The organism is Bradyrhizobium sp. SZCCHNR1043, from assembly GCF_032489675.1.
Taxonomy (GTDB): Bacteria; Pseudomonadota; Alphaproteobacteria; order Rhizobiales; family Xanthobacteraceae; genus Bradyrhizobium.
The window spans coordinates 459,453-484,226 of sequence record NZ_JAUEYN010000002.1 but is presented as its reverse complement, the minus strand read 5'-3'; the positions used below and the strand labels follow the sequence as shown (position 1 = coordinate 484,226).

The following is a 24,774-nucleotide window of genomic DNA, read 5'->3' as shown; positions in this document are numbered from 1 at the left end:
CCTCGTTGCTAGAACTTCACCGTTGCCGACAGCGACACCCGCCTGGCATCGCCGACCGCGACGTTCAGCGCGCTCACGGCCGAGGGGTAGTAGACGTTGTCGAACAGGTTCTTGACGTTGAGCTGATAGATCACCGGCAGGTTCTGGTGCCTGGTCTCATAGGTCGCGAAGAGGTCGGCGACCACATAGGACGGCAGCACGAAGCTGTTGGCGGCGTCGCCGGCGCGGTCGCCGACATAGCGCGCGCCGCCGCCGAGCCGGAGCTGGCCGGGCAGGGCGGTGCCGAAGTCGTAGACGAGATAGAGCGAGGCAGTGTTGAGCGCGACGTTCTGCAGCCGCTTGCCGGCATAGACCGGATCCTCCGTGACCCTTGCGTCGGTGTAGCCGTAGCTGCCGATCATGCTCCAGTGATCGGAGAGCTTGCCGGTGACGTCGAGCTCGGCGCCGCGCGAGCGCGCCTTGCCGGCGGTGGTGTATTCGACCACGTTGCTGGCATTGGTCTGCGACACCAGCACGTTGCGCTTGTCGATGTCGTAGACCGCGATAGTGCCGGACAGCCGCTTGTCGAGGTCGAACTTGAAGCCGGCCTCCCAGGCCGTGCCTTCCTCCGGCGCGATGCTGGAGCCGAGCACGACGCCGCCGCTGAGCGGGGCGATCGTCGAGTTCGGCTTCAGCGACTGCGTGTAGCTGGCATAGAGCGAGAGCTGGTCGCTGAGCTTGAAGATGGCGCCGCCGAGCGGCAGCACCTTGTCGGCGGCGACATCGGTGTTGGCCTTGAACGGCCGTCCGCGTCCGGCGATCTGCTCATAGTCCATGTAGCGCACGCCGCCGACCAGCGCGAGCTTGTCGGTCAGATGCAGCGTGTCCTGCAGGAACAGCGAGTAGGTGCCGAGCTTGTCGGTCTGGTCGCTGTCGGTGGCCGAGATCGTCGTGCCCGGCTGGATCAGCCCATAGACCGGGTTGTAGATGTTGAACGTCGAGACCTTCTGCCGGATGAGGTCCTGGCGATAGATGGTGCGATACTGCGCGTCGCCGCCGACTAGCACCTCGTTGCGCATCCCGCCGATCCAGAAGCCGCCCTGCAGATAGGAGGTGCCGTAGCTGACCCTGCTGAGCGAGCCCCAGGTGCCGTCGTTGCTGCGCGTCTCCGCGCCGGTGGTCGCGTCGATGGAGGTGATGCGCAACTGGTTGGCGCTGTAGGTCTCGGTGTTGTAGCTGTAGGCCGCGATCAGCTTCCAGTCCTCGTTGAGCCTCTGCTCGACCGAGGCCTGGACGAGGTCGGATTGTCCCCACATGTTGTTGTAGGGTTCGTCGAGCCGCCGCGTCGCGGGGATCGCCAGCGGCGCGCCGTTGACGAAGGCGGTGCCGCGATCGAACGGGCTGATGAACTCGCGGTGCTCGTAGGTGAGCTGGACCGTCGTCATGTCGCCGTACCAGGCGAGCGACGGCGCCACCAGCATCTCGCGGTGGCGGCCGAAATTGCGCCAATAGTCCTCGCTGACGCCGTAGCCGATGAAGCGATAGGCGAGCCCGCCATCGCCGATCGGGCCCGTCACGTCCACGGTGCCGTCCGCGCCGGTCTTGTCGTTGGCATAGGCCGAGCCGAGCAGCGTGACCGAGCCGTGCTGATACAGCTCCGGCCGCTTGCTGATGGTGTTGACGATGCCGCCGGGGTCCATGATGCCGTAGAGCAGCGAGGCCGGCCCCTTCAGCACCTCGACGCTCTCGACCGCGGCGGTGAGGCTGCGCCCCTGTACCAGCGGCATGCCGTTGCGCATGATCGAGCCGTCGCGGTTGTCGCCGAAGCCGCGCCGCATCACTGCATCCTGGGTGCCGGCGAGCGTGTTGGTCTGGGTGACGCCAGAGATGTTGGCGAGCGCGTCGTCGAGATTGCGCGGCAACTGATCCTTGATCACCTGCGCTGGCACGACATTGACCGACTGCGCCGCATCGAGCGGCGAGGCGCCGCTGCGCAGGGTCGTCGCGCTCGGCATGGCCCTGTAGTTGAGCTTGGCGGCATCGAGCACCGCGGCCTCGGCTGCGGCGCGCTCGGCGCGCGTCGGCATCGGCGGTGGTTGCGCGGCGCGCCGTGCCGGCTGCGCCTGGGCGCGGCGCTGTGGCGCGCCAGAGGTGGCTTGAGGTTTACGCTTCGGTGTCGACGAGTCCACCGTCACCGGCGGCAGCTCGGATTGAGCATGCAGTGTGGAGGAGCAGAGCAGGTCGGCGGTCAGGGCACTCAGGATCGCAATCGTGTGACACGTGCCGGAGCGCGGATCGCGCCGGCCTTCCATCTTCGTCATCGTTTACTTTCACTTCCAACGTCGCGCCGTTCAAGCGAACGGTTTGCATGACGTGGTGTGTAGCAACGAGGTCGAGCGATGAACACGCCGCGCTGAGTTGAATTGCTCTAAGCAGCGCGGCGCCGAAATGTTCTGAATTGGTTCGGACATGCGCGCGCACGCGGCAGCTTTGCGGCCTCGCGCGCGAACTGATCATGGCGTGCGCAGACCGATGCACGAACGCGCAGACGTTGCGCATGCGCGGCGCTTCTTCACCCGCTTTGGCGAATGAAGCACCGTCGGTCTCATTTTTCGGGACTCGGCGCCGACCCTTGTCAGCGCATCGGATACGTCGTGCCGGAATGCGCGCTCATCGTGCTCCATCGATACGCGCGATCGGCCGGGACTATTGTGCCGCTGCGAGCTCCAGCTCCGCCGGCTTGCCGGGGCCGATCAGCGGAATGTCGAGCGTCACGCGCGTGCCCTGCTGCGGCTGGCTGTCGAGCTCGATGCGGCCCCCGAGCGTGGACGCGACGAGGTTGAAGGCGATGTGCAGACCGAGGCCGGCATTGCCCTTCTCGCGGCGCGTGGTGAAGAACGGATCGAACACCCGGCCGCGCACGTGGTCGCGCATGCCGACGCCCTGGTCGGCACAGACGATGCGCACCGAGTCCTCGCTGGGTGGTGCGACCTCCACGGTGAAGACGCCGCTGATGTCGCCAGGATAGGCATGCGTCGCCGCATTGAAGGCGAGGATGCTGATGACCTGTCCGAGCGCGCCGGGATAGCTGGTGAGCACGATGCCCTCCGGGCAGGAGAGCACGACCGTCAGTCCCTGGCGCGCCAGCAGCGGGCGGAGCTTCGCGACGTGATCGCTGATCCAGCTTTGCAGCTCGAAGGTCTGCAGCGTTTCGTTGGCCTGGTCGACGGCGACCTGCTTGAAGCTGTGCACCATCTCGGAGGCACGATGCAGGCTCTGCGTCGTCAGGTGCAGACCCTGCTGCAGCCGCTCGACCCCCCGCGCCAGATCCGAGCGGCGCACCGGGCCGCCGCCGAGCATGCGGGCGATCGCCTCGACGTCGCCTTCCATCGCCGTCGACGTGGTCAGCGCGAGGCCCAGCGGCGTGCTGACCTCGTGGCCGACGCCGGCGACGAGCTGGCCGAGCGAGGCCAGCTTCTCGGCCTGCACCAGATGGGCCTGCGTGGCATGCAGATCGCGCAACGAGGCCTCGGAGCGTTCCTTCTCGCGCTGCAGCGCCTCGGCGGTGCGGAACTGCTTGCGTGCCTGGTACTCCCGCGCCCCGACGGCATAGAGCGAGAGCAGGCAGGCATTGCCGACCAGCGAATGATCGATGAAGCGCAGGCCGGGCGGCAGCGGCTCGGTCGCAAGACTCTCGGCCACCGCCAGCGCGCTCCAGCTCGTTGCACAGAAGATCGCGTAGGAGCCGGTGCGCAACGGCAGCATGGTCGATACGAACAGGATGACGATGATCATGCCGGCCGCGGAGTAGGTGAAGCCCGACGGCAGCACCCAGTAGATCGTCGGCAGCACGCAGCCGGGGATCACGCAATAGACCAGATGAATCGGCTCGGCCCATCGGCGCGCCGGCGTCGACAGCAAAGCCGTCAGCGGCAGCAGCACCAGCGCGGCGGTCCCGCCGCGGATCGCGAACGTGGTCGGCACGATCTCGGGATAGAGCACCCAGTCCCACAGCGTGTAGCCGGCAAAGGTGAGGGCGCCGAGCAGCATCGCGATCTGCGTCCAGGCGGTGCTGCCGCGGACGTAATGGTCGACGAAACGCCGCTCCTCGACGGTATCCTCGAAACGGAGACCCAGACGCTCCAGCAATCTCAACATTATGCCACCGCAATCGAAAAACGATCCCCCGCCGCGGAGTGAGAGCCTCGGCGGGAGGGCAGACATACACGAGATGCGTTGGTTGAGAAAACGACGGGAGATCGCATCCGCCGCCCGCGGCACGCAGAGCGCTATGAGAACTGTTCCAATTCTCGCCGTGCGGCATGTCTCCGCCCAGCCGAACGGAGCCGATCAGTGCTGCAGCATTTGCGCTCGACTTTCGTCAGGCTGCGCAGAGCCGCCGAGGACTCATGGCGCCGCATGACCCTCGACCACTACGTCCTTGCCGTAGCGGCCCTTCGTTCGGAACGTCACCTTGTCGCCGTCGAAGCTGAGCCGCCAATTGCGCTCCTCGCCCTGGCCAACGAACTGGGCGTCGATCACGAAGGTCGTGGCGTCGATCCAGCTGCCCTTCATGGCCCGGTAGGTGAAGGGCTGCCAGGGATGGGGCGGCGCGGTCTTGCGATAGAGGCCATCGAGGCCGATCGGGCTCTGCAGATGCACCGTGCCTCCGGCGCGGTCCCGCGAGGGGATGTCCCAGGTGACCTGCGGTTCCGGTCCCGTGAGGTCCAGCTTGATCGTGTTGATGCCGAGCGGGCCGGGCGGGAAGCTGTAGGTCTTGCCCGAGACGGAAGCCGCCATCTCCGGCACGGCTCCGACCGGGCCTCGCGTTTCCGTCGCGACCTCGCGGACATCAGCGGCGAGCGCGGCTGCCGCTTCCGGCGCCGCAGGCAGGGCGCTGTCAGATGTCACAGTGGCCGAAATGGTGTTGGCGAGCTTGCGGAATGGACAGAACTCGCGCGCGGTCATCACCGCCACGATGTCGCGGTCGGGCAGCACCATGATGACCTGGCAGTGGTAGCCGACCGCCATGAACACGTGTTTGTCCGGCAGGGCCCAGAACTGATCGGCGTAGGAGAGCCCCGGATCGAACTTCGCATTCATGCTGACGGTGGCGTGGTTGACGGCTTCGATCCAGTCCGGCGGCAGCAATTGCTGCTCGCCCCAGCGGCCGCGCCGCAGATAGAGGTAGCCGATCTTCGCCATGTCGCGCGGCTTCAGCGCGAGCCCGAAACCGCCGGCGGAAATTCCCTGGGCATCCTTGAACCAGGCGTGCTCGGTGATCCCGAGCGGCCCAAACAGCCTCTCCTTGGCGAAGTCCTCTGCGCTCTTGCCGGTGAGCTTCGTGACGATCGCGGAGAGCAGATGGGAGTTGCCGCTGTTGTAGTAGAACATCTCGCCGGGCGCTTGCGCCATCGGCCGGTCAAGGATGTACTGCACCCAATCCGGGCTCCGGCCCATCTCGTAGAGGGATGTCTCGGCGCCGCCGCTATAACCCTCGTCCCAGTCGAACCCGGAAGTCATGTTGAGCAGGTGCTGCACCGTGAGCGCCTGCTTGCGCGCGTCGACATTGTCGATCTTGCGATCCTTGAAGAAGTCGAGCACCGGATGATCGAGACTGTCGAGCACGCCGTCCTTGAGCAGCATCGCAATCAGCGTCGAGACCACGGCTTTGGTCGCGGAATTGATGATGTGCGGCTCGTCGGCCTTGTAGGGCGCGTAGCTGGCATCGAGCACGATGCGGCCATGGCGCGTGATCAGCAGGCTGTCGAACCGCATCGCCTTGCCGGAAGCGACGAGTTTTGCGAGGGCCGCCGAATCCATCCCTTCGTCCTCAGGCGTGGCGGTCGCCCAGTCGGATTGAGGAAAGCGGGCGAGGCTCAAGTCCTCGGCGAAGGCTGCGCTGGAGAACAGCCGGGCCACCAGCAGCGCCGAGAACAACCAAAGTCCGGTCTTGAGACGCGCCATGTCGAATGTCTCCGATGAGCGACTTTCAGGTTATGGTATCAGAGGACCGCAATCCATCAAAGATTGTGTGATAACCGGCGCGCACGTCGAAGAGCCGGCCCATTGCTCGGGCGTAGATTGAGATGAGGATTGAAGTGACCATGCAGGCCGGCATACTTCGACGTTTTCATGACGTTTTTCTTGGTGTTGCATTTGCCGTCGCGGCTCTGCTCACGGTCCTGGCGCGACCTGCTTCGGCCGAAGGCGAACGCGTGATCGCGGTGCCCGAGCTGCATGCGATGACGCCCGAGGCGGGAGATGATGCCGCCCTTCTGACGAGCGCGCTACGCGCGCGATTCCACGCAATGCCGTCGCTCCGGGTCGTCGAAGAGCCTGTCCCGATGGCAAGCCCAGGTCATCCGGATATTCTGCTGCCGCAATTCGAGAAATCTCGAGATCTGCATTTTGATCTCGTGCTGGTCGGCAACGCTGCCGTTCTCAGCGATGGCCGGCACAAAGTCACTCTGCGGATTTGGAACGTCGAGAAGCGAACGCAACTCCTCGGGCAACAATACGTGTTCAGCGCGCACCAGGGCCACGATCAGGAGATTGCCGATCTCGTTCGGGACGCGCTGGTCTCAGCCCTCTCGCAATAGGACCGGGGGTCCCGCCCAATGCGTCCGCAGCGCAGCCGCGATGCTCTGCGGCCGCTCGACGATGCTCCAGTGGCCGGCGTCCGCCTCGACATGGAGCGGCGCTCCGTGCGCTTGCGCAAACCTGCTGAGCGTGTCGAGCGGCACGAAAGGGTCCTGCGTGCCTGATATCACCAGCCCGCGCCGCGGTAGTTTGTTGAGCCGCGCGATCCAGTCGCCCTTGAAGCGCAGCCCGTCGGCGGAGCGATACAGCGCGAGGATCGCCCGGCGCATCGGGGCCTGCCACGCGGCGGCTTCGCGCGCCGCCAATTCGGATGGCAATCCGTTCTGCCGGAACATCCGCGCCATCGCGCTCTGGGTCGACACCGCCATGAAGATCTCGCCGAGCACAGTCGTGTTCCAGATCCGTGCAATGCGATGTCCCCGATAGTCCGGATCGAGCGCACCGCCGGCCACCGCCCAGGACCGCACCAACTCCGGCCGCAGCGATGCGGCCCGCAGCACCAGCAGCGCGCCCCAATCATGCCCGACCAGGTCGAGCGGCCCGACCGCCGCGTGCTGTGCTTCCATCAGCGCGACCAGCCAGTCGGCGTAGGCATCCTTGGTGCAGGCGAAGCCGGCAGGAGCCTCGTCACGGAAGCCGGGTAGGGAGGGGATGGCAACGGTCTCGCCGATGGCGGCGATCAGCGGGCCCCAGATTGCAGGCGTGTCCGGCACGCCGTGGACGAAGATGCGGTTTGTCATGAGGTCATGTTACCACACGCTCGATCTTCGTATTCGACGAAATTCCCTCTTTCCTTTTTTCAGAAAACGTGCTTCTCTACGTCATCCCGCCTCATCGAAGAGGGGCGTACGCGTCGTCACGATACGTGGAGTGCGGGGAGCGATGGCCGTGAGGCGCCGGTGGACGACCGGCGTTTTGCGGACGGCGAAGTCGTGTGGTCCTGGCCTCCCGATGCTGAGGTCAAGTTCGTGCCGTTGCGCGAAGCCGCGGCGCGGGCGATGGGGGCAAGAACGCCGATCCCCAGGGAGAGCGCGAAGTAAGCCGTAAAGCCGTTGCGCAGGGAAGGCCGGGTTGTCCTGGCCGATCCTGTGGTTCCTGCCCCGTGCATTTTCTATCGCACGGGGGCCGCGGGTGTCGGCAGACGCCCGGTCTTCCCTGCACCCTCTGATGGAAGAGGGTTCGATGCCGGTGAACAACTCGGGCACGGATGTGTCGCGGGAGCGTGAAATGCGTGCTGGTGCAGATGCCGACAACCACACCCTCACCGTCATCCCGGACAAGCGCGCGGTCACGCGTGCGCCGATCCGGGATCCATAACCCCAGGGAGATCTGCGAGGCACGATGGCCGCTCCAACTCGCCCAGCCAAATCCGCCGCGGCGTATGGATCCCGGGTCGGCGTCCACCAACGCTGGCGCGTTGGCGGCCTTGCCCGGGATGACACTATTTATAGGGAGAGCGGCGCGTGCCCGCCCCAATACGTCACCCCTCCTGACCATTATTCGGCGTTGCGAGACCCTCCCATTCCCAGTAAAAGCGCTGTCGAGGGCACCTCGGCAACAAACCGTCAACGGTTTTGCCGCACAGTTTTCGTGTTCTCGCAAAGGGTTTGGCAATGCTGATTCGCAGCGCAGAGATCGAGGCCATCGCCGGGGCAGACGCCCGGACGATCGCGCTCGCCGCGCTGCAGCCCGCCGACCTGATCGGCGCGATCGAGCTTCTGCTTCTTAGCTGCCCCTGAGGGCCGGCTGGGCGGGATGCGCCTGGGCACTCAGGGGGCTGCTTCGACACCGAAACACCCTTCAGCGCCTCTGGAAGCCACGCGCACCACCCGAAAAGTTCGAGGAAAGCAGATGTCCAATCCCGTTCAGTCCGACAAGGACCGCGTCGTCATTTTCGATACCACCCTGCGCGACGGCGAGCAGTGCCCCGGCGCCACCATGACCTTCGAGGAGAAGCTCAACATCGCGGCCATGCTGGACGGCATGGGCGTCGACATCATCGAGGCCGGCTTCCCGATCGCGTCCGACGGTGACTTCGAGGCTGTCAACGAGATCGCCAAGCGGTCCCAGAACGCGGTGATCTGCGGCCTGTCGCGCGCCGGCGCCAAGGACATCGACCGCTGTGCGGAGGCGATCCGCCCGGCCAGGCGCGGCCGCATCCATACCTTCCTGTCCACCTCGCCGGTGCACATGAAGTACAAGCTGCAGATGGACCCGCAGCAGGTCTACGAGCTGGTGATCTCCTCGGTGACGCGCGCGCGCAACCACACCGACGACGTCGAGTGGTCGTCCGAGGACGGCACCCGCACCGAGTTCGACTTCCTGTGCCGCTGCGTCGAGGCTGCGATCAAGGCCGGCGCCACCACCATCAACATCCCAGACACCGTCGGCTATGCCGTGCCGGAGGAGTATTACGACCTGTTCAAGCGCGTGCGCGAGAGCGTGCCGAACTCCGACAAGGCGGTGTTCTCGGTCCACTGCCACAACGACCTGGGCATGGCGGTCGCCAACTCGATGGCCGGCGTCCGCGCCGGCGCCCGCCAGATCGAATGCACCATCAATGGCATCGGCGAGCGCGCCGGCAACGCGGCCCTGGAAGAGGTCGTGATGGCGATGCGCGTGCGCAACGACAAGCTGCCGTACTGGAACAAGATCGACACCACGCAGCTCACCCACGCCTCGAAGGTGGTCTCGGCCGCGACCTCGTTCCCGGTGCAGTACAACAAGGCCATCGTCGGCCGTAATGCGTTCGCGCATGAGAGCGGCATCCATCAGGACGGCATGCTGAAGAACGCGCAGACCTACGAGATCATGCTGCCGGAGACGGTCGGCGTGAAGCAGACCTCGCTGGTGATGGGCAAGCATTCCGGCCGTCACGCCTTCGTCCACAAGCTGGAGGAGATGGGCCACAAGCTGGCAGGCAACCAGGTCGAGGACGCCTTCGTCCGCTTCAAGGCGCTGGCCGATCGCAAGAAGCACATCTACGACGAGGACATCGAGGCCTTGATCGACGAGGGCATGGTCAGTGCCCATGACCGGATCAAGCTGCTGTCGCTGTCGGTGATTGCCGGCACCCGTGGCCCGCAGCGCGCCACCATGAAGCTCGACGTCGACGGCGTGACGAAGATCGAGGAGAGCGAGGGCAACGGGCCGGTCGATGCCGTGTTCAACTGCATCAAGTCGCTGGTGCCGCACGAGGCCAAGCTGGAGCTGTACCAGGTCCACGCCGTCACCGAGGGCACCGACGCGCAGGCCGAGGTCTCGGTCCGCCTGTCGCAGGATGGCCGCTCGATGACCGCGCGCGCGGCGGATCCGGATACGCTGGTGGCATCTGCGAAGGCCTATCTGGGTGCGCTCAACAAGCTGGTCATGAAGCGCCAGCGCGACGTGGCGCAGGGCGCGGGTACGGCGGCCGCAGCGGCGAGCTGAGCTCACGATCGTCGGTTGGGGCCGAACCTTGCTTCGTCATTCCGGGGCGACGCGCAGCGTCGAACCCGGAATCCCGAGCTTGGCTTGCGCCAGCGCCAATAACCTCCGGATTCCGGGCTCAGCCGCTTGCGCGGCTGCCCCGGAATGACAGTCACTACCATTTTTGCGCTGCAGCACGGGAATCCCCGCCTCTGCGGCTAACGGTCAATGGCATTCCGGCCGGCGACCCGCTAACAATGTCCTTGGCATACAAAGCGGGGGCGTCATTGCAATGTCCCCCGAAACGTCGGGAGGACACCTTGCACTTCAAGTTTCGCCATGTGATCGCCACCGCCGCCTCGCTCGCGGTGCTCGCTCTGGCCGGCCCGGCCCTCGCCGCCGACAATCCGATCGTGATCAAGTTCAGCCACGTGGTGGCCTCGAACACCCCGAAGGGCCTCGCCGCCGACAAGTTCAAGGAGCTGGCCGAGAAGTACACCGACGGCAAGGTCAAGGTCGAAGTCTATCCGAACTCGCAGCTCTACAAGGACAAGGAAGAGCTCGAGGCGTTGCAGCTCGGCGCGGTCCAGATGCTGGCGCCGTCGAACTCGAAGTTCGGCCCGATCGGCATCAAGGAATTCGAGGTGTTCGATCTGCCCTACATCCTGCCCGACCTCGCCACCTTGCGGAAGGTGACCGACGGCCCGCTCGGCGCCAGGCTGCTGAAGCTGCTCGAGCCCAAGGGCATGATCGGCCTCGCCTACTGGGACAACGGCTTCAAGCAGATGAGCGCCAACAAGAAGCTCGTCGATCCCGCCGACTACAAGGGTCTGAAGTTCCGCATCCAGTCTTCGAAGGTGCTGGACGCGCAGTTCCGGACGCTCGGCGCGATTCCGCAGGTGATGGCGTTCTCGGAAGTCTACCAGGCGCTGCAGACCGGCGTCGTCGACGGCCAGGAGAACACGCCCTCGAACATCTATACCCAGAAGATGCACGAGGTGCAGAAGTACATCACGCTGACCAATCACGGCTACATCGGCTACGTCGTGGTCGTGAACAAGAAGTTCTGGGACGGCCTGCCGCCGGATATCCGCGCCGCCTGCGAGAAGGCGATGAAGGAAGCGACCGCCTACGGCAACAACCAGTCGGCGAAGGAGAACGACGACGCGCTCGAGGAGATCCGCAAATCCGGCAAGACCGAGCTGGTCAAGCTGACGCCGGCCCAGGACGAGGCGATGCGCAAGGCGATGATGCCGGTCTACAAGGACGTCGCGGGGCGCGTCGGCCAGCCGCTGATCGACGAGTTCCTGAAGGAGACGCGCGGCACGACCAACTGATGGCGTGAGGCGAGCGGTGCGCGGGCCATGGTCCGCGCACCGAGGGGGTGAAGCACTCGGCGCGCAAGAAGGCAGACGGCGCAGCCAAGCGCCGCGGACGTTTGATTGTGGGGGTAGGGGACTTGGGCTTTCTGTTGCGCATCCTCGATCGGCTCGAGGAGATCCTGATCGCATTCCTGATCGCGGCGGCGACCTCGATCATCTTCGTGGCCGTGCTGCACCGCTATCTGGTCGGCGTGCCGTTCCTCTATCCGATCCTGTTTCCGATCGACCTGTCCTGGGCGCAGGAGCTCTGCATCTACATGTTCGTGTGGATGGCGAAGTTCGGCGCCGCCTATGGCGTGCGCACCGGCATCCATGTCGGCGTGGACGTCGTCGTCAACATGATGCGGCCATCGCTGCGCAAGGTGACGGTGCTGTTCGGCCTGCTTTGCGGAGCGCTGTTCACCTCCATCATCGGCACCATGGGCGCCAAGTTCGTCTACGGCCTGTCGCAGACCGACCAGGTGACGCCCGACATGGAGCTGCCGAGCTGGCTGGTCTATCTCTGCATCCCGCTCGGTTCCTATCTGATGTGCTTCCGCTTCCTGCAGGTCGCCTGGCACTATCTGCGCCACGACGAGCTACCGCATCATGATCATGCGGCCGTCGAGGGCATCGAGACGACGAGCGTGGAGGCCGCGCGATGAGCAGCCTCCTCATCTTCAGCCTGCTCATCTTCCTGATGCTGACGGGCATGCCGATCTCGATCGCGCTCGGCTTGACCGTGCTGTCCTTCGTCTTCTTCATGACCAACGTGCCGACCGAGTCGGTCGCGCTGAAATTGTTCACGGGCATCGACAATTTCGAGATCATGGCGATCCCGTTCTTCATCCTGGCCGGCAACTTCCTGACCCATGGCGGCGTCGCCCGGCGGATGATCAATTTCGCCACCTCGATGGTCGGGCACTGGTATGGCGGCCTCGGCCTTGCCGGCGTGATGGCCTGCGCGCTGTTCGCCGCCGTGTCCGGCTCGTCGCCGGCGACGGTGATCGCAATCGGCTCGATCATGCTGCCGGCGATGGTTCGCCAGGGCTTTCCGAAGCGCTTCGGCGCCGGCGTCATCACGACCTCGGGCGCGCTGGGCATCCTGATCCCGCCGTCGATCGTGATGGTGGTCTATGCGGTCGCCACCGGCGGCAGCATCGCGCTCGATCCGGCCGGCCATCGCGTCTCCTCGGCCTCGGTCGGTCAGCTGTTCATCGCCGGCGTGATCCCTGGGCTGATGCTGGCGAGCCTGCTCGGCTTCACCACCTTCTACCGCGCCTGGAAGAACGACTATCCGCGGATGCCGCGGGCGAGCTGGGCCGAGCGCCTCGTCGCGTTCCGCAAATGCATCTGGGGCCTGCTGCTGATCGTGATCGTGCTGGGCGGCATCTACACCGGCAAGTTCACGCCGACCGAGGCCGCGGCCGTCAGCGCCGTCTATGCCTTCGTCATCGCGGTGTTCGTCTATCGCGACATGTCGCTGAAGGACGTGCCGAAGGTGCTGCTCGGCTCGGCCAATATGAGCGCGATGATCCTCTACATCATCACCAATGCCGTGCTGTTCTCGTTCCTGATGGCGAACGAGAACATCCCGCAGCAGATCGCCAACTGGATGGCAGGCGCCGGCGTCAACTGGGCGGTGTTCCTGCTGGTGGTGAACATCCTGCTGCTGCTCGCCGGCAACGTGATGGAGGCGACCTCGATCGTCTTGATCATGGCGCCGATCCTGTTCCCGGTCGCGGTCAAGCTCGGCATCCATCCGGTGCATCTGGGCATCCTGATGGTGGTCAACATGGAGGTCGGCATGTGCCACCCGCCCGTCGGGCTCAACCTCTACGTGGCCTCCGGCATCGCCAAGATGGGCATCACCGAACTGACCATCGCCGTCATGCCCTGGCTGCTGACGATGCTGGGCTTCCTCGCGCTCGTCACCTACGTGCCGGAAATCTCGCTGTGGTTGCCGCGCATGCTGGGGATGCTTTGAGGCGCGGCAACAAACTGAAACTGATTTGCAAAAACAGAAAGGTATTTGAAGCAATTACATCTTCGTAAGGTCGTACACTCTGTCCAAACTGTAAGTTGAAGGCGCGGAACGGCAGGCTCATGCTGATCCGAGTTTCCAAGGAGGTTGGCATGAGAAGGTTCACTATCGCCGCAGTCGCCGTGCTCGCCATCGCCGGCTCGACCGCGGTCTACGCCCAGCGCGGCTGGTTTCATGATCACATGCACCATGCGCGCATGAATCCGGAAGATCGCGCCGCCATGCTCGATGCGCGCATCGCTTCCGTCCATGCCGGACTGAAGCTGACGGCGGACCAGGAGAAATTGTGGCCGCCGGTCGAGAGCGCGGTGCGCGATCTCGTCAAGCTGCGGTTCGATCGTGCCAACGCGCGGATGAAGGCCGCCGACGAGGCGCAGGACAAGGATGTCGATCCGGTGGCGCGGCTGCGCGAGCGTGCCGACACCATGGCGGTCACGGCGGATGCGATGAAGAAGGTCGCCGACGCCGCCGACCCGCTCTACAAGACGCTCGACGACGGCCAGAAGCGCCGGCTGTCGATGCTGACCCGGCCGATGGGGCGCATGATGGGACCGGACGGTCCGCGCCATCACCGCTGGATGGAGCGCGGCGAGGGCGGCACGGAGGATGGTCCGGGCTTCGGCGAGCATCGTTTCGGCCCGGGACCGATGGGCCGCATGGGCTGGTCCGAGGAGGAACGCGAGTCCGGGCGGCTCTGACAGCCGTTTAACGATCCGTCTGATTTCACTTGGGGAAAACCGCCGCCCGCCGGCGGTTTTTCTGCATCGAAAGTGCCGAAAAATCCTCAGGGATCGCTGGACATCTCGGAATCGCTTTGCTAAACGACCGGCTCTCGCGGAAGGCTTTCTCCGGATGCAAGATCCGGGCGCATAGCTCAGTTGGTAGAGCAGCTGACTCTTAATCAGCGGGTCCTAGGTTCGAGCCCTAGTGCGCCCACCAAGCCTTTCAAGGACTCTTGGCTGATCCCGTGAATTGGCTGATCCCGTGAAGCCATTCCGACAAGCGGTCATTTCGGAAGATGCCGGCGCTTGATCTCGCCATTGAGCCGCTCGATCGGATCGGTCGAATGCAGCTTGGCGCGATGCGGACAGGACCTTGCTGACTGAAGCCTTGATGTCTTCATCCGCGTCGGAGATCACAAGTTTGACGCCGCACAGCCCACGGCGGGCGAGCACGTGCAGGAACGCCGTCCAGAATGTCTCGGAGGGACGATGTCCATGCCGAGAACCTCGCGGCGGCGGCCGTCGCTGTTCAGCTGCTCGCCTTCCGGAGTGACCTAGCGGCCGTCGGTCTGCCGGCCTGGCCTCCCGTCGTGGACAGGTGAGGACGCGCCCGGTTTTTCGTATTCTCATCACATGCAATGCGTCGAGCCTACCGCGCCGGGGTTTTTTCCCTTTCTACTCGCACTTTCTTCAACTGGGCCCAAGGCTTGGAGGGAAAAGCGGGCCTGGAAACCACTCTGCGCTCCAGGCAACGGAGATGTTAGAATAAGCTCGCCGCCAACGCCGGAGGCGATGGCTCTTGCAATGGCCAGGCCCAGGCCGGATCCTTCTGCATCAGTACGACCGCGCTCGAAGGGGCGGGACAGGCGCGTCAGCAACTCTGGCGGAACCGGCGGTCCTTCGTTGGTCACCGTGAGCACGCCAATGTTTGAAAGTGTCACTGTGACCGGAGCGTCCGACGCTCCGTGCTTGAGGCCATTCTCGATCAGGTTGCGCGCCAGAATGGCAAAAGCATCGGTATCAATATCCAACAGAACCGGCGTCGCAGGAATATTGAGAACAAGCCGGCCGGCCGTGGCCGGATCGCGCATTATCTCGTCTGAGACTAATTTCAGCACGGATGCGATGTCGATCGTCTCCTTGGCTTGAAGGCGCCCGCCCTCGGCCTTTGCCAGTTGCATCAACTTTTCAGACAGTCGCCAAAGCCGCCGCAGCGCCGTCTCGATCTGCTGTGCCCGACTTTGCGCCGCAGCGTCCTGCGTCTCCGCGATCAGCCGCTGTGTCTGCGCCAACGCGGCGGCGATCGGTGTACGCAGTTCGTGCGCAGAGTTGGCAGTAAAGCTTCGCTCAGCTTCCAGTGCACGCCGAAGCCCTTCCAACAGGTGGTTCACAGCGTCGGCAATCGGTGCGATCTCGGAGGGCAGGTCTGCGACCGGAATCGGAGACAGGTCGCCGCTGCCACGCGCCTCTATACCCCTCCCCAGGCGCCTGACCGGCGCCATCGAGACGCGCACGACGCCCCAAACCGCCACAAGACCGAGAGGCACCAAGAGGCCGAGCGGCAGAGCCAGACCGAGGAGAGCCTTGTTTGCGACCTCGCGACGGTGGGCAAGCGGTTCTGCCACGGCGATCGTCACCGTGTTTCGCAGCGCGGCGTCGAAGTAGAGTCGGTGGGTCGCTGTGTCGACGAACCCCGTCTTGGCGAAAGGCGGAAATATCGCGTCGTCAGCGCGGTGCGAGCGCAGCAGCACGGACCCGCGCGCGTCGCGCACGATATAAGTGAAGTACTCGTCATGCTCCCTCAGGGTCGCAATACGCTGCGAGGTGTCGCCGTCCTCACGGTCCAGGACGTCGAGCACTGCGAGTGGCAGGATGCGCTGGGCTGTTTCCTCGAGCGCACTATCGAAAACCCTGTTCATTTCGTGGCGCAGCCTTTGAGCTGTCGCGACGGCTGCGACGATCCAGAGAAGTGCGATGCCGAGTCCTAGCCACAGCGAGATGCGCCACTGCAAGCTGCGCGGCGGCATCATGCGCTGTGTCCCAGTCGGTAACCGAGACCACGCACCGTCTCGATGACGTCGTGTCCGAGCTTCTTGCGAAGCCGACTGACGTGCACCTCGATGGTGTTGCTCTCGATCTCTTCTCCAAATGAATAGAGCCGTTCCTCAAGAATGGTCTTTGACAGGACCCGACGCGGTCGCTGCACGAAGGTCTCGAACAGCACCCATTCTCGCGCTGTCAAGTTGATGTTCTTTCCTGCACGGGTGATTGAGCGGGCGGCCAGATCGATCTGGAGATCGCCGATCCCGACAAGTGGATTCGGATTACCGGAATAGCGACGCGCGACGGCGTTCAACCGCGCCGAAAGCTCCGAAAGATCGAAGGGCTTGATCATATAATCGTCCGCGCCGGCGTTGAGGCCTTCAATGCGATCGGAGAGTTGATCGAGTGCCGTCAGGATGATGACCGGCGTCACCGTGCCCTCGGTGCGGAGATCGCGCAGGAGCTTGATACCGCGACCGTCGGGCAGCATCAGATCCAGTAGAAGCAGGTCATAGGCCGTGCTGCGCAGATGGTCCTGCGCGGCATCAAGGCGGGTAACCCAGTCAACTGAGTGTCCATCGGAGACGATCTGGTCGCGCACCGCAGCGCCCAGAATCGTGTCGTCTTCAATCAGCAATATCCGCATCGCCTCATTCCGCCCACCCCCCCCATCCATCTCGGATCATAGATAGTCATAGAGGGGAATCTGACGTTGACCTGACGCAAAAGCCACAGCGTCTTCAGGTCGCCGTCAGGAAACCGGCTCACAAGGACGACAGGTTGAGGCTTCGAACGGGAGCAGGAAACGTGAAAGCGATAGCAGTGATCGTCGCCATTCTGATGGGCACTCTGGCGCCGGGTCTGGCGGTGGCTGATAGTGACGACTGCAAGGTTCCCATGGCCCAATGGCAGCCGCGCGAAGCAGTCGAGCAAATGGCAAAGGCGCGCGGCTGGACCGTGCGAAGGATCAAGATCGACGACGGATGCTTCGAGATTAGAGGGCAGGACGAGAACGGTCGTGACATCGAGGCAAAGGTGGATCCCGCATCGCTCGCCGTGATCCGCGTGAAACAGAAGCGTGGAGAGCACGGCAGGAACCGCGATGATGAGGAAGACGGTGCCCGGCGTGGTGGACGCTCCGGGCCGGGGGGAGCCCCTGAGCCAGCGGGAGTACCGCCTTCCAACGGGCTTTTTCAGGGCGGTGCCGCCCCCAAGGCCGAAGTCAAGTGATGCCGTGGTACGGAGTCCATCTCGTTGGAGCCGTGATCAGAGAAGGTGAGAGTCGGCGCCATTGACTTCCATTGCCTGAGGCGAACGAACACATCGCGTTCAAGGACGCCCCGCCTGCTGCGGGGCGTTTGCCGTTTTTGAAAAGGTCCAACCTGACGGCTGCCTGAAGCAGATTCCGATCGACCTTCAGGAGCACGTCATCTGCGGTCTTCAGTCTTGGTGCGATCAATACGCCACTGCTGGAGACCAACAATGAAATCGCTGCTCGCCGTCCTTGCCGTCACCACCGCGCTGACCGCTCCCGGGCTCGCCATGGCGCGTCCTGTCACGCTGACCACCACGCTCAGCAACTATGGCGGGAACGGAGCCTATCTCGCGCTTTACGTGACCGATTCCACGGGCGCCTATAAAGGCACGCTGTGGGTGGCGGGCTCAAAGTCCAAATATTACAGCCATCTCAGCGGTTGGAACCGAGGATCCCGCGGAAACCCCGCCGAAATCAACGGCATTACGGGTGCCAGCGTCGGTGCCGGCCGGACGCTGAAAGTCACGCTGGACCTCGCGGATGCGCTCTTTGATGCAGGCTACAAGCTCCACATCGACGCCGCCGCCGAGGACATGCGGGACAGCCCGTCCGAGGTGGTCGTTCCGCTGACATCCGCGGGAGCAAGTCGGCCCGCGGCGGGCCGAAGCTACGTCCGCTCCTTCACCTACGCCATGTAGGCCTATGGACAGGGATGGATGTCATGCTGCGCTGGATTCATCGGATTCTAGGCCTTTTCGTCATCATTCCGCTGATGGCACTCGCGATCAGCGGTTCGGTGCTGTCGGCGATTCCGGCCTGGGATCGGGCTGAAGCAATTTCGCCAAGCAGTGTCACCGTCGCCGCTTTGGCTGGCCGAGTCGTCGGCACCTATCCTGGTGTGGAGGAGCTCAAACGCCTGCCCTCCGGTAAGATCATCGCCTTCTATTCCGGGAACGATGGCCCGGCCGCGAGCGTGGTGAACCCTGTGAGCGGTGAATTTGTTTCGGACTACACGCGCTCGGCGTTCGAACGCTGGATGACCAACCTGCATCGTTCGTTCTTTCTCGGCGATAGCGGGCGCGTGGCCGCCGGCGCCGGCGCGCTGGCGATGCTGGTCCTGCTGCTGTCTGGCCTGCAGATGACCGCCCGGCGCATGGGAGGATGGGGACAGATTCTCAGCCGGGCGCGCGGCAATGGCATTCAGCGACTACATACCGACCTCGGCCGGCTGGCGGCTGGTGGGCTTCTGCTGTCAACTCTGACGGCGCTCTATCTGTCGCTCACCACGTTCGGACTGATTTCGGACGGCATGTCGCAGGCGCCCGCTTTCCCGACGGCGACGACCCGCGGCCCGGCTCTTCCCGTCGAGCAAATCGCTGCCTTGCGCGGCATCGATCTTTCCCAGCTCCGAGTGCTGACTTTTCCCAACCCGGCGAACCCGGACGACCTCTTTCACCTGACCACCGCGACCGGCGAAGGATATGTCGATCCCGCGGGCGGAGGCCTGCTGGCTTGGCACGACCATTCAATCGCCCGGCAGATCTACGAATTCATCTACATGCTGCACACCGGCCAAGGGCTGTGGTGGCTCGGCTTGCTGCTGGGCGTCAGTGCCCTCAACGTTCCGGTACTTGGCTTGAGCGGAGCTGTGATGTGGTGGAGCCGGCGCCGTGCATATGCTCCAATTGCTGACAACGTTATCGCCAAGAACGCCGACACCGTGATCCTGGTCGGGAGCGAAGGTGGCAGCACATGGGGCTTCGCCCGCACGCTACACGCTGCCCTGACGGTTAGCGGACACAGGGTTCATACGGCCTCGATGGATAGCTTGTTGCGATCCTATCCATCGGCGCGGCGCATGTTCCTGCTGGCCGCGACCTATGGCGACGGCGCGGCTCCCGCGACGGCCAGCGTGTTCCTCAAACGCCTCGACGGGATCACAGAGCCGCCGCCTTTCCCAATCGCGGTCCTCGGCTTCGGTGACCGGCAATTTCCGCAATTCTGCCGTTTCGCTCGCGGCGTCGAAGCGACGTTGGCGCGGAAGGGCTGGGCGTCGCTGATGCCGCTGGAGACGATCGACCGCCAATCCGAGCAGGAATTCGCCCGATGGGGCGAGGCGCTGTCTCAGGTCATGGGCGAAGAGCTGGCGCTGCTGCATGTGCCGGAGCGGCCGCGCACGCATACCCTGACGCTTGTCGACCGCGTCGACTACGGCGCGGAGGTGCAGGCGCCAACCTGCGTGCTGCGCTTCGCGCTGCCGATGAGCCACATGTTCGCGCGCGTCGCAGGGGGCGGCTGGCCGCGCTTCACGGCAGGCGACCTCATAGGCATCGTGCCGCCGGGCTGCACCTCACCGCGCTATTATTCGTTGGCCAGTTCGACCAGCGATGGATTTGTCGAGATCTGCGTGCGCAAACATCCCGGCGGGCTTTGCTCGGGCCTGCTTCACGGGCTTGAGCCGGGCGACAGCGTCGAGGCCTTCGTGAAGGCCAATCCAGCCTTCCGTCCGGCGCGCGGACGAAAGCCGGTCATCCTGATCGGCGCCGGCACCGGCATTGGTCCCCTGGCGGGATTGGTCCGCGCCAATTTCTCGCGCAGGCCCATGCATCTCTATTTCGGCGGCCGCGATCCAGCCTCGGACTTCCTCTATGAGCGCGAGATCGCCGGCTGGCTGCATGACAGACGGCTGACGAGCCTCGCCACCGCCTTCTCGCGCGTGAAAGGCGGCGGCTATGTGCAGGATCGGCTGCGCAAGGACGCCGATCGATTTCGTGCCCTGATCGCCGGTGGTGCGCAGGTCATGGTGTGTGGTGGGCGCGACATGGCGGCGGGCGTGACGGAGGCGATAGCTGATGTGCTCGCGCCGACCGGCCTGACGCCCATGGTGCTCAAGGCCCAGGGGAGGCTTGCTGAAGATGTCTACTGATCTTGTTCGCCACGCATTGAGCGGCGCCACGATGGGAACGCGCTGGTCGGCGCTGGTCTATGCTTTTCCTGACACCGACATTGCCGCACTGGAGGCCGCCCTGGCTCGTGCCGTCGATCGCGTCGACCGCCAGATGTCCACATGGAAGCCGGACAGCGATCTGATGCGATTGAACTCGGCCGCGCAAGGCGTCTGGGTATCCCTACCTGCCGAGATCATGCAAGTTCTGCAACGGGGCGTGACGATCGGACATGCATCGGGCGGAGCCTTTGACATCGGCCTGGGGCACCTGGTCAATGCCTGGGGCTTCGGACCTGCTGCCTCTGCTCCCGACAAGGACGCGATCCAGATGGCGCTTCGTGAGCGACTGCCGCCAACCCATACGGTTCTAGAGCTGGATGTGCCGGGAAGCAGGGTGCGCAAACACGCGCAGTCTACGTTGGACCTTTCAGGAATCGCCAAGGGTTTCGCCGTGGACGAGATGATGCGAACGGTCGAGGCCCTCGGTATTTCCAATGCGCTGGTCAGTCTGGATGGAGAGCTGAAAGCACGAGGCGCCAAGGCGGACGGAACACCTTGGCGCGTGGCGGTGGAAAAGCCCGACTACGAACAGCGCGGTCCGCTTGGCGTCATTGAATTATGGGACGCGGCGGTCGCTACTTCAGGCGATTACCGGCATTGGATCGATCTCGGGCGAAAACGTCTGTCTCACACCATGGACCGGTCACGCGGCGGTCCCATCGACAACGCAATCGCCTCAGTCTCCGTCGTCGCGGCAAGCTGCATGGATGCTGACGCATGGGCGACGGCATTCATGGTCCTCGGTCCGGTGCAGAGCAAGGCGCTGGCGCAGGAGCAGGGCCTCAGTGCCCTGCTTATCCAGCGAGGGAACGAGAGGTTGGTCGAGATTCCGGTCGGTCCGGCGTTCGAGGTGCCTTGGGCAGCGTCGGCGGAGATGAGGCGGCAAGATCCATCACATGGGTGAGGTCGATGTGCACGCGCTCCGCCTAGCTGCCTAGGTACGGCGGCAAACGGCCATGCGGTGGATTGGCTCTCGATGCTGGATCTTGGTTCCGACAAATCATCGTGATGCAGCCGGATGGAGAGGTTTGACCAACATCAAGCTCGCGCATCGTCGCCCATTTAGCTTCCTCTGCGAATTTTTCGTCCGCGACGCAGAGGAGATGGTCATGAAGGCGCTCGTCTATAACGGTCCGGGAAAGAAGGCCGTTGAGGAAAGGCCGAAACCCGAGATTTCGGCTCCGACCGACGCCATCGTCAAGCTTGTGAAGACGACAATCTGCGGGACTGACCTCCACATATTGAAAGGCGACGTTCCGACCTGTGTACCCGGCCGAATTCTTGGCCATGAGGGCGTCGGCATCGTCGACAAGATCGGCGGCGCCGTTACCGCCTTCAGGCCGGGCGATCACGTCATCATCTCCTGCATTTCCTCCTGCGGGACCTGCGACTATTGCCGGCGCGGAATGTATTCCCATTGTGTGAATGGCGGCTGGATCCTTGGCAACCGAATCGACGGAACGCAGGCGGAATACGTGCGTACTCCGTTTGCTGACACCAGCCTTTATCATGTGCCGGCCGGAACCGAAGAAGACGCGTTGGTGATGCTGAGCGACATTCTTCCGACCGGCTTCGAGTGCGGCGTGCTCAACGGTAAGGTCCAGCCCGGCTCGACGGTGGCGATCGTCGGCGCCGGCCCGATCGGCTTGGCAGCCCTGCTGACGGCCCAATTCTACTCGCCGGCCGAAATCATCATGATCGACCTCGACGACAATCGCCTGGAGATGTCGTCCCGCTTCGGCGCCACAACTGTCATCAACAACAAGGATGGCAAGGCTGTTGAAAAGATCATGGAGATGACGGGCGGTCGCGGCGTCGACACCGCCATGGAAGCGGTCGGTGTGCCGGCGAGCTTCATCGTCTGCGAGGATATCGTTGCGCCCGGCGGCGTCATTGCCAATATCGGTGTTCACGGCGTCAAGGTCGATTTGCACCTGGAGCGGCTGTGGGACCGCAATATTGCGATCACGACAAGGCTCGTCGACACTGTCACCACGCCGATGCTGCTTAAAACGGTACAATCTCGCAGGATCGACGCGAAGAAGCTCATCACCCATCGGTTCAAGTTCGAAAAGATCCTGGACGCCTATGAGACCTTCAGAGCAGCTGCCAGTACGCACGCCCTGAAGGTACTGATCGAGTTCTAGTACCCGGACTCATAGCCGGGGGATACGTCGGCCTTTGAAGGGGCGCTGGCTAACCTTTTTCTCGATCCAGACGAAGGGTTCAGTTCTGTCGTCGCAGGCTTGGACGAAGGCATCGATCGCACGACTGCGACATTTTGGGAAAGACGCACGTAACCTACGGACTGCCGAGCTTCAGCGCTGATCGCCGAATGTGACACTTCGATGAATGATCCAGCGCAACACTGCACCGTTCGCCGGCTGCTACGAGGCCGTTATCAAACTGCGACGTGCGCCGATGAAAACTGAAATTGTCAGAGAGCTCGGACAACCCGACATCCTGCTGCCGCAGCTCGTGGCAGAGGGACTGGCCGCCAACGATCGCATCAAGCTCCGCCTCAGCGCGCTGCAGGCCGCGGTCCAACATGCAAGACAGCCGCGCGCGAACGTGCCTGATCTCGCGATGGAGAGCCGCGCTGCCGGGCTGGCGCCTGCGGCGCTCGTCACACTGATCGGCGGCGCACATCTTGCTGGCGACGACAAGGTGGTGGCACCGGGACTCGCTCCTCTGCTGAAGGGCATCGAGGGCGATATTCTCGCGATGATCGGTGCCGCCGCCGCAGGCAATCCGTCGGAAGGTCAGCAGTTCGAAAGACGCCTGGCCTCGATCCGCAGCGCGGGTCACCTCGAAGCGACGCCGGAGATCGAGATCGCCCGCGTCGGTCGGCTGACCGGGGTCGAGCATGACGGACCGGACAGCCTGCATCGGCTGGTGATGGACCTGCACAAGGCATTGAACCGTCTGGCCGCGAGCAACTCGGAGGAGGTCATCGCCGGCGCACATGTCTTCGGCGTGCAGGACGCCGATCGCGCACCGATCGCGAGCTTCATGCGCGGGCTCAACGAGACGAGACCGCTCAAGTTCAATCATCCCGGGCTCGATACGACCGCAATCCGGGCGGGCGACCGGCTGGTCATCCAGAACGACATCGGCACCACCGATGCGCATGTGATCGTCATCGTGGTCACGGCGAGCGCCGTGACCATCACCTATACCGATGTTCATCTGGCGCGCGCGAAGTTCTTCGTATCGCTGTTCGACGAGTGTTCGCTGAAATGGAGCGGCCTGGACAAGCATGCCGCCGCGGGGCTCGAGGACGACGGGACGTTCTATCTCGTCACCGGATCTTGTGAGTATGGAGCGCCCGACGATCGCGACGAATTGCTCGCCGCCATCGGATCTTCGCTGGTGTTCCTGATCGACTGGAACAAGGCGCGCAAACTGCTGCGCAGCTGGGTCGCCAAGACCGATGCGGTTCGTATCCTGGAATGGGCGGCGCGGCAGCGTGTCGGTCACCGCGGCTTTCTGGAGCTTGGCGGCAGCGAGCTGCTCGGCGCAGCCGTGCGCAGCGCGGCACCGACGCGCATCGGCTTCGGCGAGCGGCTCGACCAGGTGCTGGGGCGAGAGGCCGCGATCGGTTTCCTCAAGACGTGCCTGCAGGTCTCGACCGAGGCTTTGCGCGAGGGGCAGTCGTCACGGCTGGCGCGGGACCGGATCGGCGCCGAGTTGGTCAGACATCTCGATCGCGTCGATAGCGGATTGCTCGCGATGGTGCTCCGACAGATCGGCCTGGCGCGCGATGTGGCGGCGCTGGTCCAACAGGCCGTGTCGATGATCGAACCGGAGCCGACGTTGGTCAGGCAGCTCGCGGAGCGGGCGGGCCGGATCGAGCGGAAGGCCGACCGGATCGCCATCGAGGCGCGTGCGGAAATCGCGCGGCTCGCTGCGCGGCCGGTGATCGGCGACCTGGTCGACCGGATCGAGCAGGCGATCGATGAGTTGGAGCAGGCTGCGTTCATTGCGTCGCTGGCGCCGGGCGCGCTGAAGCCCGAGATCAGGTCCGCACTGGGGGCGCTCGCGTTGGTTGCGGTGTCGGCAACCGAGCACGCCGCGTCGGGCCTCGCCGCCGCTGCCGAGGTCCAGGAAGGCCGCCGGGCAGATTCGGAAGATGCGTTGGCGGCGGTTTCCCGGCTGATGGATGCCGAGCACCAGGCGGATGCCAAGGAACGGGAAATCACTGCGAGCGTGTTCTCCGGCGGGCTCGATCTGGCAGCCTCTCTTGGCGCTCTGGAGCTCGCGCGGGCGATCGAGCGCGCGACCGACTGCCTGGCGAGCTTCGGCCATTTGCTGCGGCGGTACACGATGAGTGACCTCTCGGCCTAGGGAAC

General features: G+C 64.2%; 20 protein-coding genes, 1 tRNA gene and 1 pseudogene. 15 read left to right on the top strand and 7 right to left on the bottom strand.

What is annotated here, in order from left to right:
• Positions 1 to 8: 8 nt before the first annotated feature.
• The 3 genes from QX039_RS04940 to QX039_RS04930 all read right to left on the bottom strand — a co-directional run bounded on the left by QX039_RS04940 (position 9) and on the right by QX039_RS04930 (position 5,946).
• On the bottom strand, positions 9 to 2,300 hold the full coding sequence (locus tag QX039_RS04940) for a TonB-dependent siderophore receptor (protein ID WP_315771645.1): 2,292 nt from the start codon (positions 2,298 to 2,300) through the stop codon (positions 9 to 11).
• 385 nt (positions 2,301 to 2,685) lie between these two features.
• The gene (locus tag QX039_RS04935; RefSeq protein WP_315771643.1) at positions 2,686 to 4,137 is read right to left on the bottom strand and encodes a HAMP domain-containing sensor histidine kinase; all 1,452 of its coding nucleotides are present in this window, start codon (positions 4,135 to 4,137) and stop codon (positions 2,686 to 2,688) included.
• Positions 4,138 to 4,386: 249 nt separating this feature from the next.
• The gene (locus QX039_RS04930) at positions 4,387 to 5,946 is read right to left on the bottom strand and encodes a serine hydrolase (protein WP_315771642.1); all 1,560 of its coding nucleotides are present in this window, start codon (positions 5,944 to 5,946) and stop codon (positions 4,387 to 4,389) included.
• Positions 5,947 to 6,086: 140 nt separating this feature from the next.
• Here QX039_RS04930 and QX039_RS04925 point away from each other — a divergent pair, with 140 nt between their 5' ends.
• Complete coding sequence (locus QX039_RS04925; protein WP_315737082.1) at positions 6,087 to 6,581, top strand: hypothetical protein; 495 nt, start codon at positions 6,087 to 6,089, stop codon at positions 6,579 to 6,581.
• Here QX039_RS04925 and QX039_RS04920 read toward each other — a convergent pair.
• Positions 6,564 to 7,322 carry an alpha/beta hydrolase gene (locus QX039_RS04920; RefSeq protein ID WP_315736948.1) on the bottom strand — a complete coding sequence of 253 codons (759 nt, stop codon included), beginning with the start codon at positions 7,320 to 7,322 and terminating at the stop codon, positions 6,564 to 6,566. The genes QX039_RS04925 and QX039_RS04920 overlap by 18 nt on opposite strands.
• A gap of 442 nt (positions 7,323 to 7,764) precedes the next feature.
• On the opposite strand from QX039_RS04920, the gene QX039_RS04915 reads away from it, so the two are divergent.
• From QX039_RS04915 to QX039_RS04880, 8 genes are all read left to right on the top strand, one after another.
• The gene (locus QX039_RS04915; RefSeq protein WP_315736949.1) at positions 7,765 to 7,899 is read left to right on the top strand and encodes a hypothetical protein; all 135 of its coding nucleotides are present in this window, start codon (positions 7,765 to 7,767) and stop codon (positions 7,897 to 7,899) included.
• Between the two features lie 296 nt (positions 7,900 to 8,195).
• On the top strand, positions 8,196 to 8,321 hold the full coding sequence (locus QX039_RS04910) for a hypothetical protein (RefSeq protein ID WP_284423887.1): 126 nt from the start codon (positions 8,196 to 8,198) through the stop codon (positions 8,319 to 8,321).
• 112 nt (positions 8,322 to 8,433) lie between these two features.
• On the top strand, positions 8,434 to 10,011 hold the full coding sequence (locus QX039_RS04905; protein WP_315736950.1) for a 2-isopropylmalate synthase: 1,578 nt from the start codon (positions 8,434 to 8,436) through the stop codon (positions 10,009 to 10,011).
• Between the two features lie 299 nt (positions 10,012 to 10,310).
• Complete coding sequence (locus tag QX039_RS04900; RefSeq protein WP_315736952.1) at positions 10,311 to 11,327, top strand: TRAP transporter substrate-binding protein; 1,017 nt, start codon at positions 10,311 to 10,313, stop codon at positions 11,325 to 11,327.
• 122 nt (positions 11,328 to 11,449) lie between these two features.
• The gene (locus QX039_RS04895) at positions 11,450 to 12,016 is read left to right on the top strand and encodes a TRAP transporter small permease (protein WP_315771641.1); all 567 of its coding nucleotides are present in this window, start codon (positions 11,450 to 11,452) and stop codon (positions 12,014 to 12,016) included.
• Positions 12,013 to 13,338 carry a TRAP transporter large permease subunit gene (locus tag QX039_RS04890; RefSeq protein WP_315771638.1) on the top strand — a complete coding sequence of 442 codons (1,326 nt, stop codon included), beginning with the start codon at positions 12,013 to 12,015 and terminating at the stop codon, positions 13,336 to 13,338. Before QX039_RS04895 ends, QX039_RS04890 begins: the two co-directional genes overlap by 4 nt.
• A gap of 149 nt (positions 13,339 to 13,487) precedes the next feature.
• Positions 13,488 to 14,093 (top strand): Spy/CpxP family protein refolding chaperone, encoded by a 606-nt coding sequence (locus tag QX039_RS04885; RefSeq protein ID WP_315771636.1) that lies wholly within the window; start codon positions 13,488 to 13,490, stop codon positions 14,091 to 14,093.
• Between the two features lie 165 nt (positions 14,094 to 14,258).
• Positions 14,259 to 14,334: transfer RNA gene (locus QX039_RS04880), tRNA-Lys, on the top strand.
• A gap of 134 nt (positions 14,335 to 14,468) precedes the next feature.
• Here the strand turns inward: QX039_RS04880 and QX039_RS04875 are convergent.
• The 3 genes and pseudogenes from QX039_RS04875 to QX039_RS04865 form a co-directional block, all read right to left on the bottom strand.
• Positions 14,469 to 14,650, bottom strand: a pseudogene (locus QX039_RS04875) (transposase); the annotation flags it as partial.
• A gap of 96 nt (positions 14,651 to 14,746) precedes the next feature.
• On the bottom strand, positions 14,747 to 16,147 hold the full coding sequence (locus QX039_RS04870) for an ATP-binding protein (RefSeq protein WP_315771635.1): 1,401 nt from the start codon (positions 16,145 to 16,147) through the stop codon (positions 14,747 to 14,749).
• Entirely contained in the window at positions 16,144 to 16,806 is a 663-nt protein-coding gene (locus QX039_RS04865) for a response regulator transcription factor (RefSeq protein ID WP_315736961.1), read from the bottom strand. Before QX039_RS04865 ends, QX039_RS04870 begins: the two co-directional genes overlap by 4 nt.
• A gap of 161 nt (positions 16,807 to 16,967) precedes the next feature.
• On the opposite strand from QX039_RS04865, the gene QX039_RS04860 reads away from it, so the two are divergent.
• The 6 genes from QX039_RS04860 (at position 16,968) to QX039_RS04835 (ending at position 24,769) form a co-directional block, all read left to right on the top strand.
• A complete protein-coding gene (locus tag QX039_RS04860) occupies positions 16,968 to 17,390 on the top strand; it encodes a PepSY domain-containing protein (RefSeq protein ID WP_315771633.1) in 423 nt (140 codons plus the stop codon).
• A gap of 252 nt (positions 17,391 to 17,642) precedes the next feature.
• On the top strand, positions 17,643 to 18,113 hold the full coding sequence (locus tag QX039_RS04855; RefSeq protein ID WP_315736963.1) for a DUF2271 domain-containing protein: 471 nt from the start codon (positions 17,643 to 17,645) through the stop codon (positions 18,111 to 18,113).
• Positions 18,114 to 18,136: 23 nt separating this feature from the next.
• A complete protein-coding gene (locus QX039_RS04850) occupies positions 18,137 to 20,341 on the top strand; it encodes a PepSY domain-containing protein (protein WP_315771631.1) in 2,205 nt (734 codons plus the stop codon).
• The gene (locus QX039_RS04845) at positions 20,322 to 21,326 is read left to right on the top strand and encodes an FAD:protein FMN transferase (RefSeq protein WP_409998852.1); all 1,005 of its coding nucleotides are present in this window, start codon (positions 20,322 to 20,324) and stop codon (positions 21,324 to 21,326) included. The genes QX039_RS04850 and QX039_RS04845 overlap by 20 nt, the downstream gene beginning before the upstream one ends.
• A gap of 205 nt (positions 21,327 to 21,531) precedes the next feature.
• Positions 21,532 to 22,569, top strand: coding sequence for a zinc-dependent alcohol dehydrogenase family protein (locus tag QX039_RS04840; RefSeq protein ID WP_315771721.1), 1,038 nt, complete (start codon positions 21,532 to 21,534; stop codon positions 22,567 to 22,569).
• A gap of 274 nt (positions 22,570 to 22,843) precedes the next feature.
• Entirely contained in the window at positions 22,844 to 24,769 is a 1,926-nt protein-coding gene (locus QX039_RS04835; RefSeq protein WP_315771628.1) for a hypothetical protein, read from the top strand.
• Positions 24,770 to 24,774 lie beyond the last annotated feature (5 nt).

What these genes read in the sequence shown, in the direction of transcription:
- QX039_RS04940 (WP_315771645.1), bottom strand. Translation starts at nt 2,300, where the DNA reads ATGACGAAGATGGAAGGCCGGCGCGATCCGCGCTCCGGCACGTGTCAC.
- QX039_RS04935 (WP_315771643.1), bottom strand. Translation starts at nt 4,137, where the DNA reads ATGTTGAGATTGCTGGAGCGTCTGGGTCTCCGTTTCGAGGATACCGTC.
- QX039_RS04930 (WP_315771642.1), bottom strand. Translation starts at nt 5,946, where the DNA reads ATGGCGCGTCTCAAGACCGGACTTTGGTTGTTCTCGGCGCTGCTGGTG.
- QX039_RS04925 (WP_315737082.1), top strand. Translation starts at nt 6,087, where the DNA reads ATGCAGGCCGGCATACTTCGACGTTTTCATGACGTTTTTCTTGGTGTT.
- QX039_RS04920 (WP_315736948.1), bottom strand. Translation starts at nt 7,322, where the DNA reads ATGACAAACCGCATCTTCGTCCACGGCGTGCCGGACACGCCTGCAATC.
- QX039_RS04915 (WP_315736949.1), top strand. Translation starts at nt 7,765, where the DNA reads ATGCCGGTGAACAACTCGGGCACGGATGTGTCGCGGGAGCGTGAAATG.
- QX039_RS04910 (WP_284423887.1), top strand. Translation starts at nt 8,196, where the DNA reads ATGCTGATTCGCAGCGCAGAGATCGAGGCCATCGCCGGGGCAGACGCC.
- QX039_RS04905 (WP_315736950.1), top strand. Translation starts at nt 8,434, where the DNA reads ATGTCCAATCCCGTTCAGTCCGACAAGGACCGCGTCGTCATTTTCGAT.
- QX039_RS04890 (WP_315771638.1), top strand. Translation starts at nt 12,013, where the DNA reads ATGAGCAGCCTCCTCATCTTCAGCCTGCTCATCTTCCTGATGCTGACG.
- QX039_RS04885 (WP_315771636.1), top strand. Translation starts at nt 13,488, where the DNA reads ATGAGAAGGTTCACTATCGCCGCAGTCGCCGTGCTCGCCATCGCCGGC.
- QX039_RS04870 (WP_315771635.1), bottom strand. Translation starts at nt 16,147, where the DNA reads ATGATGCCGCCGCGCAGCTTGCAGTGGCGCATCTCGCTGTGGCTAGGA.
- QX039_RS04865 (WP_315736961.1), bottom strand. Translation starts at nt 16,806, where the DNA reads ATGCGGATATTGCTGATTGAAGACGACACGATTCTGGGCGCTGCGGTG.
- QX039_RS04855 (WP_315736963.1), top strand. Translation starts at nt 17,643, where the DNA reads ATGAAATCGCTGCTCGCCGTCCTTGCCGTCACCACCGCGCTGACCGCT.
- QX039_RS04850 (WP_315771631.1), top strand. Translation starts at nt 18,137, where the DNA reads ATGCTGCGCTGGATTCATCGGATTCTAGGCCTTTTCGTCATCATTCCG.
- QX039_RS04840 (WP_315771721.1), top strand. Translation starts at nt 21,532, where the DNA reads ATGAAGGCGCTCGTCTATAACGGTCCGGGAAAGAAGGCCGTTGAGGAA.
- QX039_RS04835 (WP_315771628.1), top strand. Translation starts at nt 22,844, where the DNA reads ATGAAAACTGAAATTGTCAGAGAGCTCGGACAACCCGACATCCTGCTG.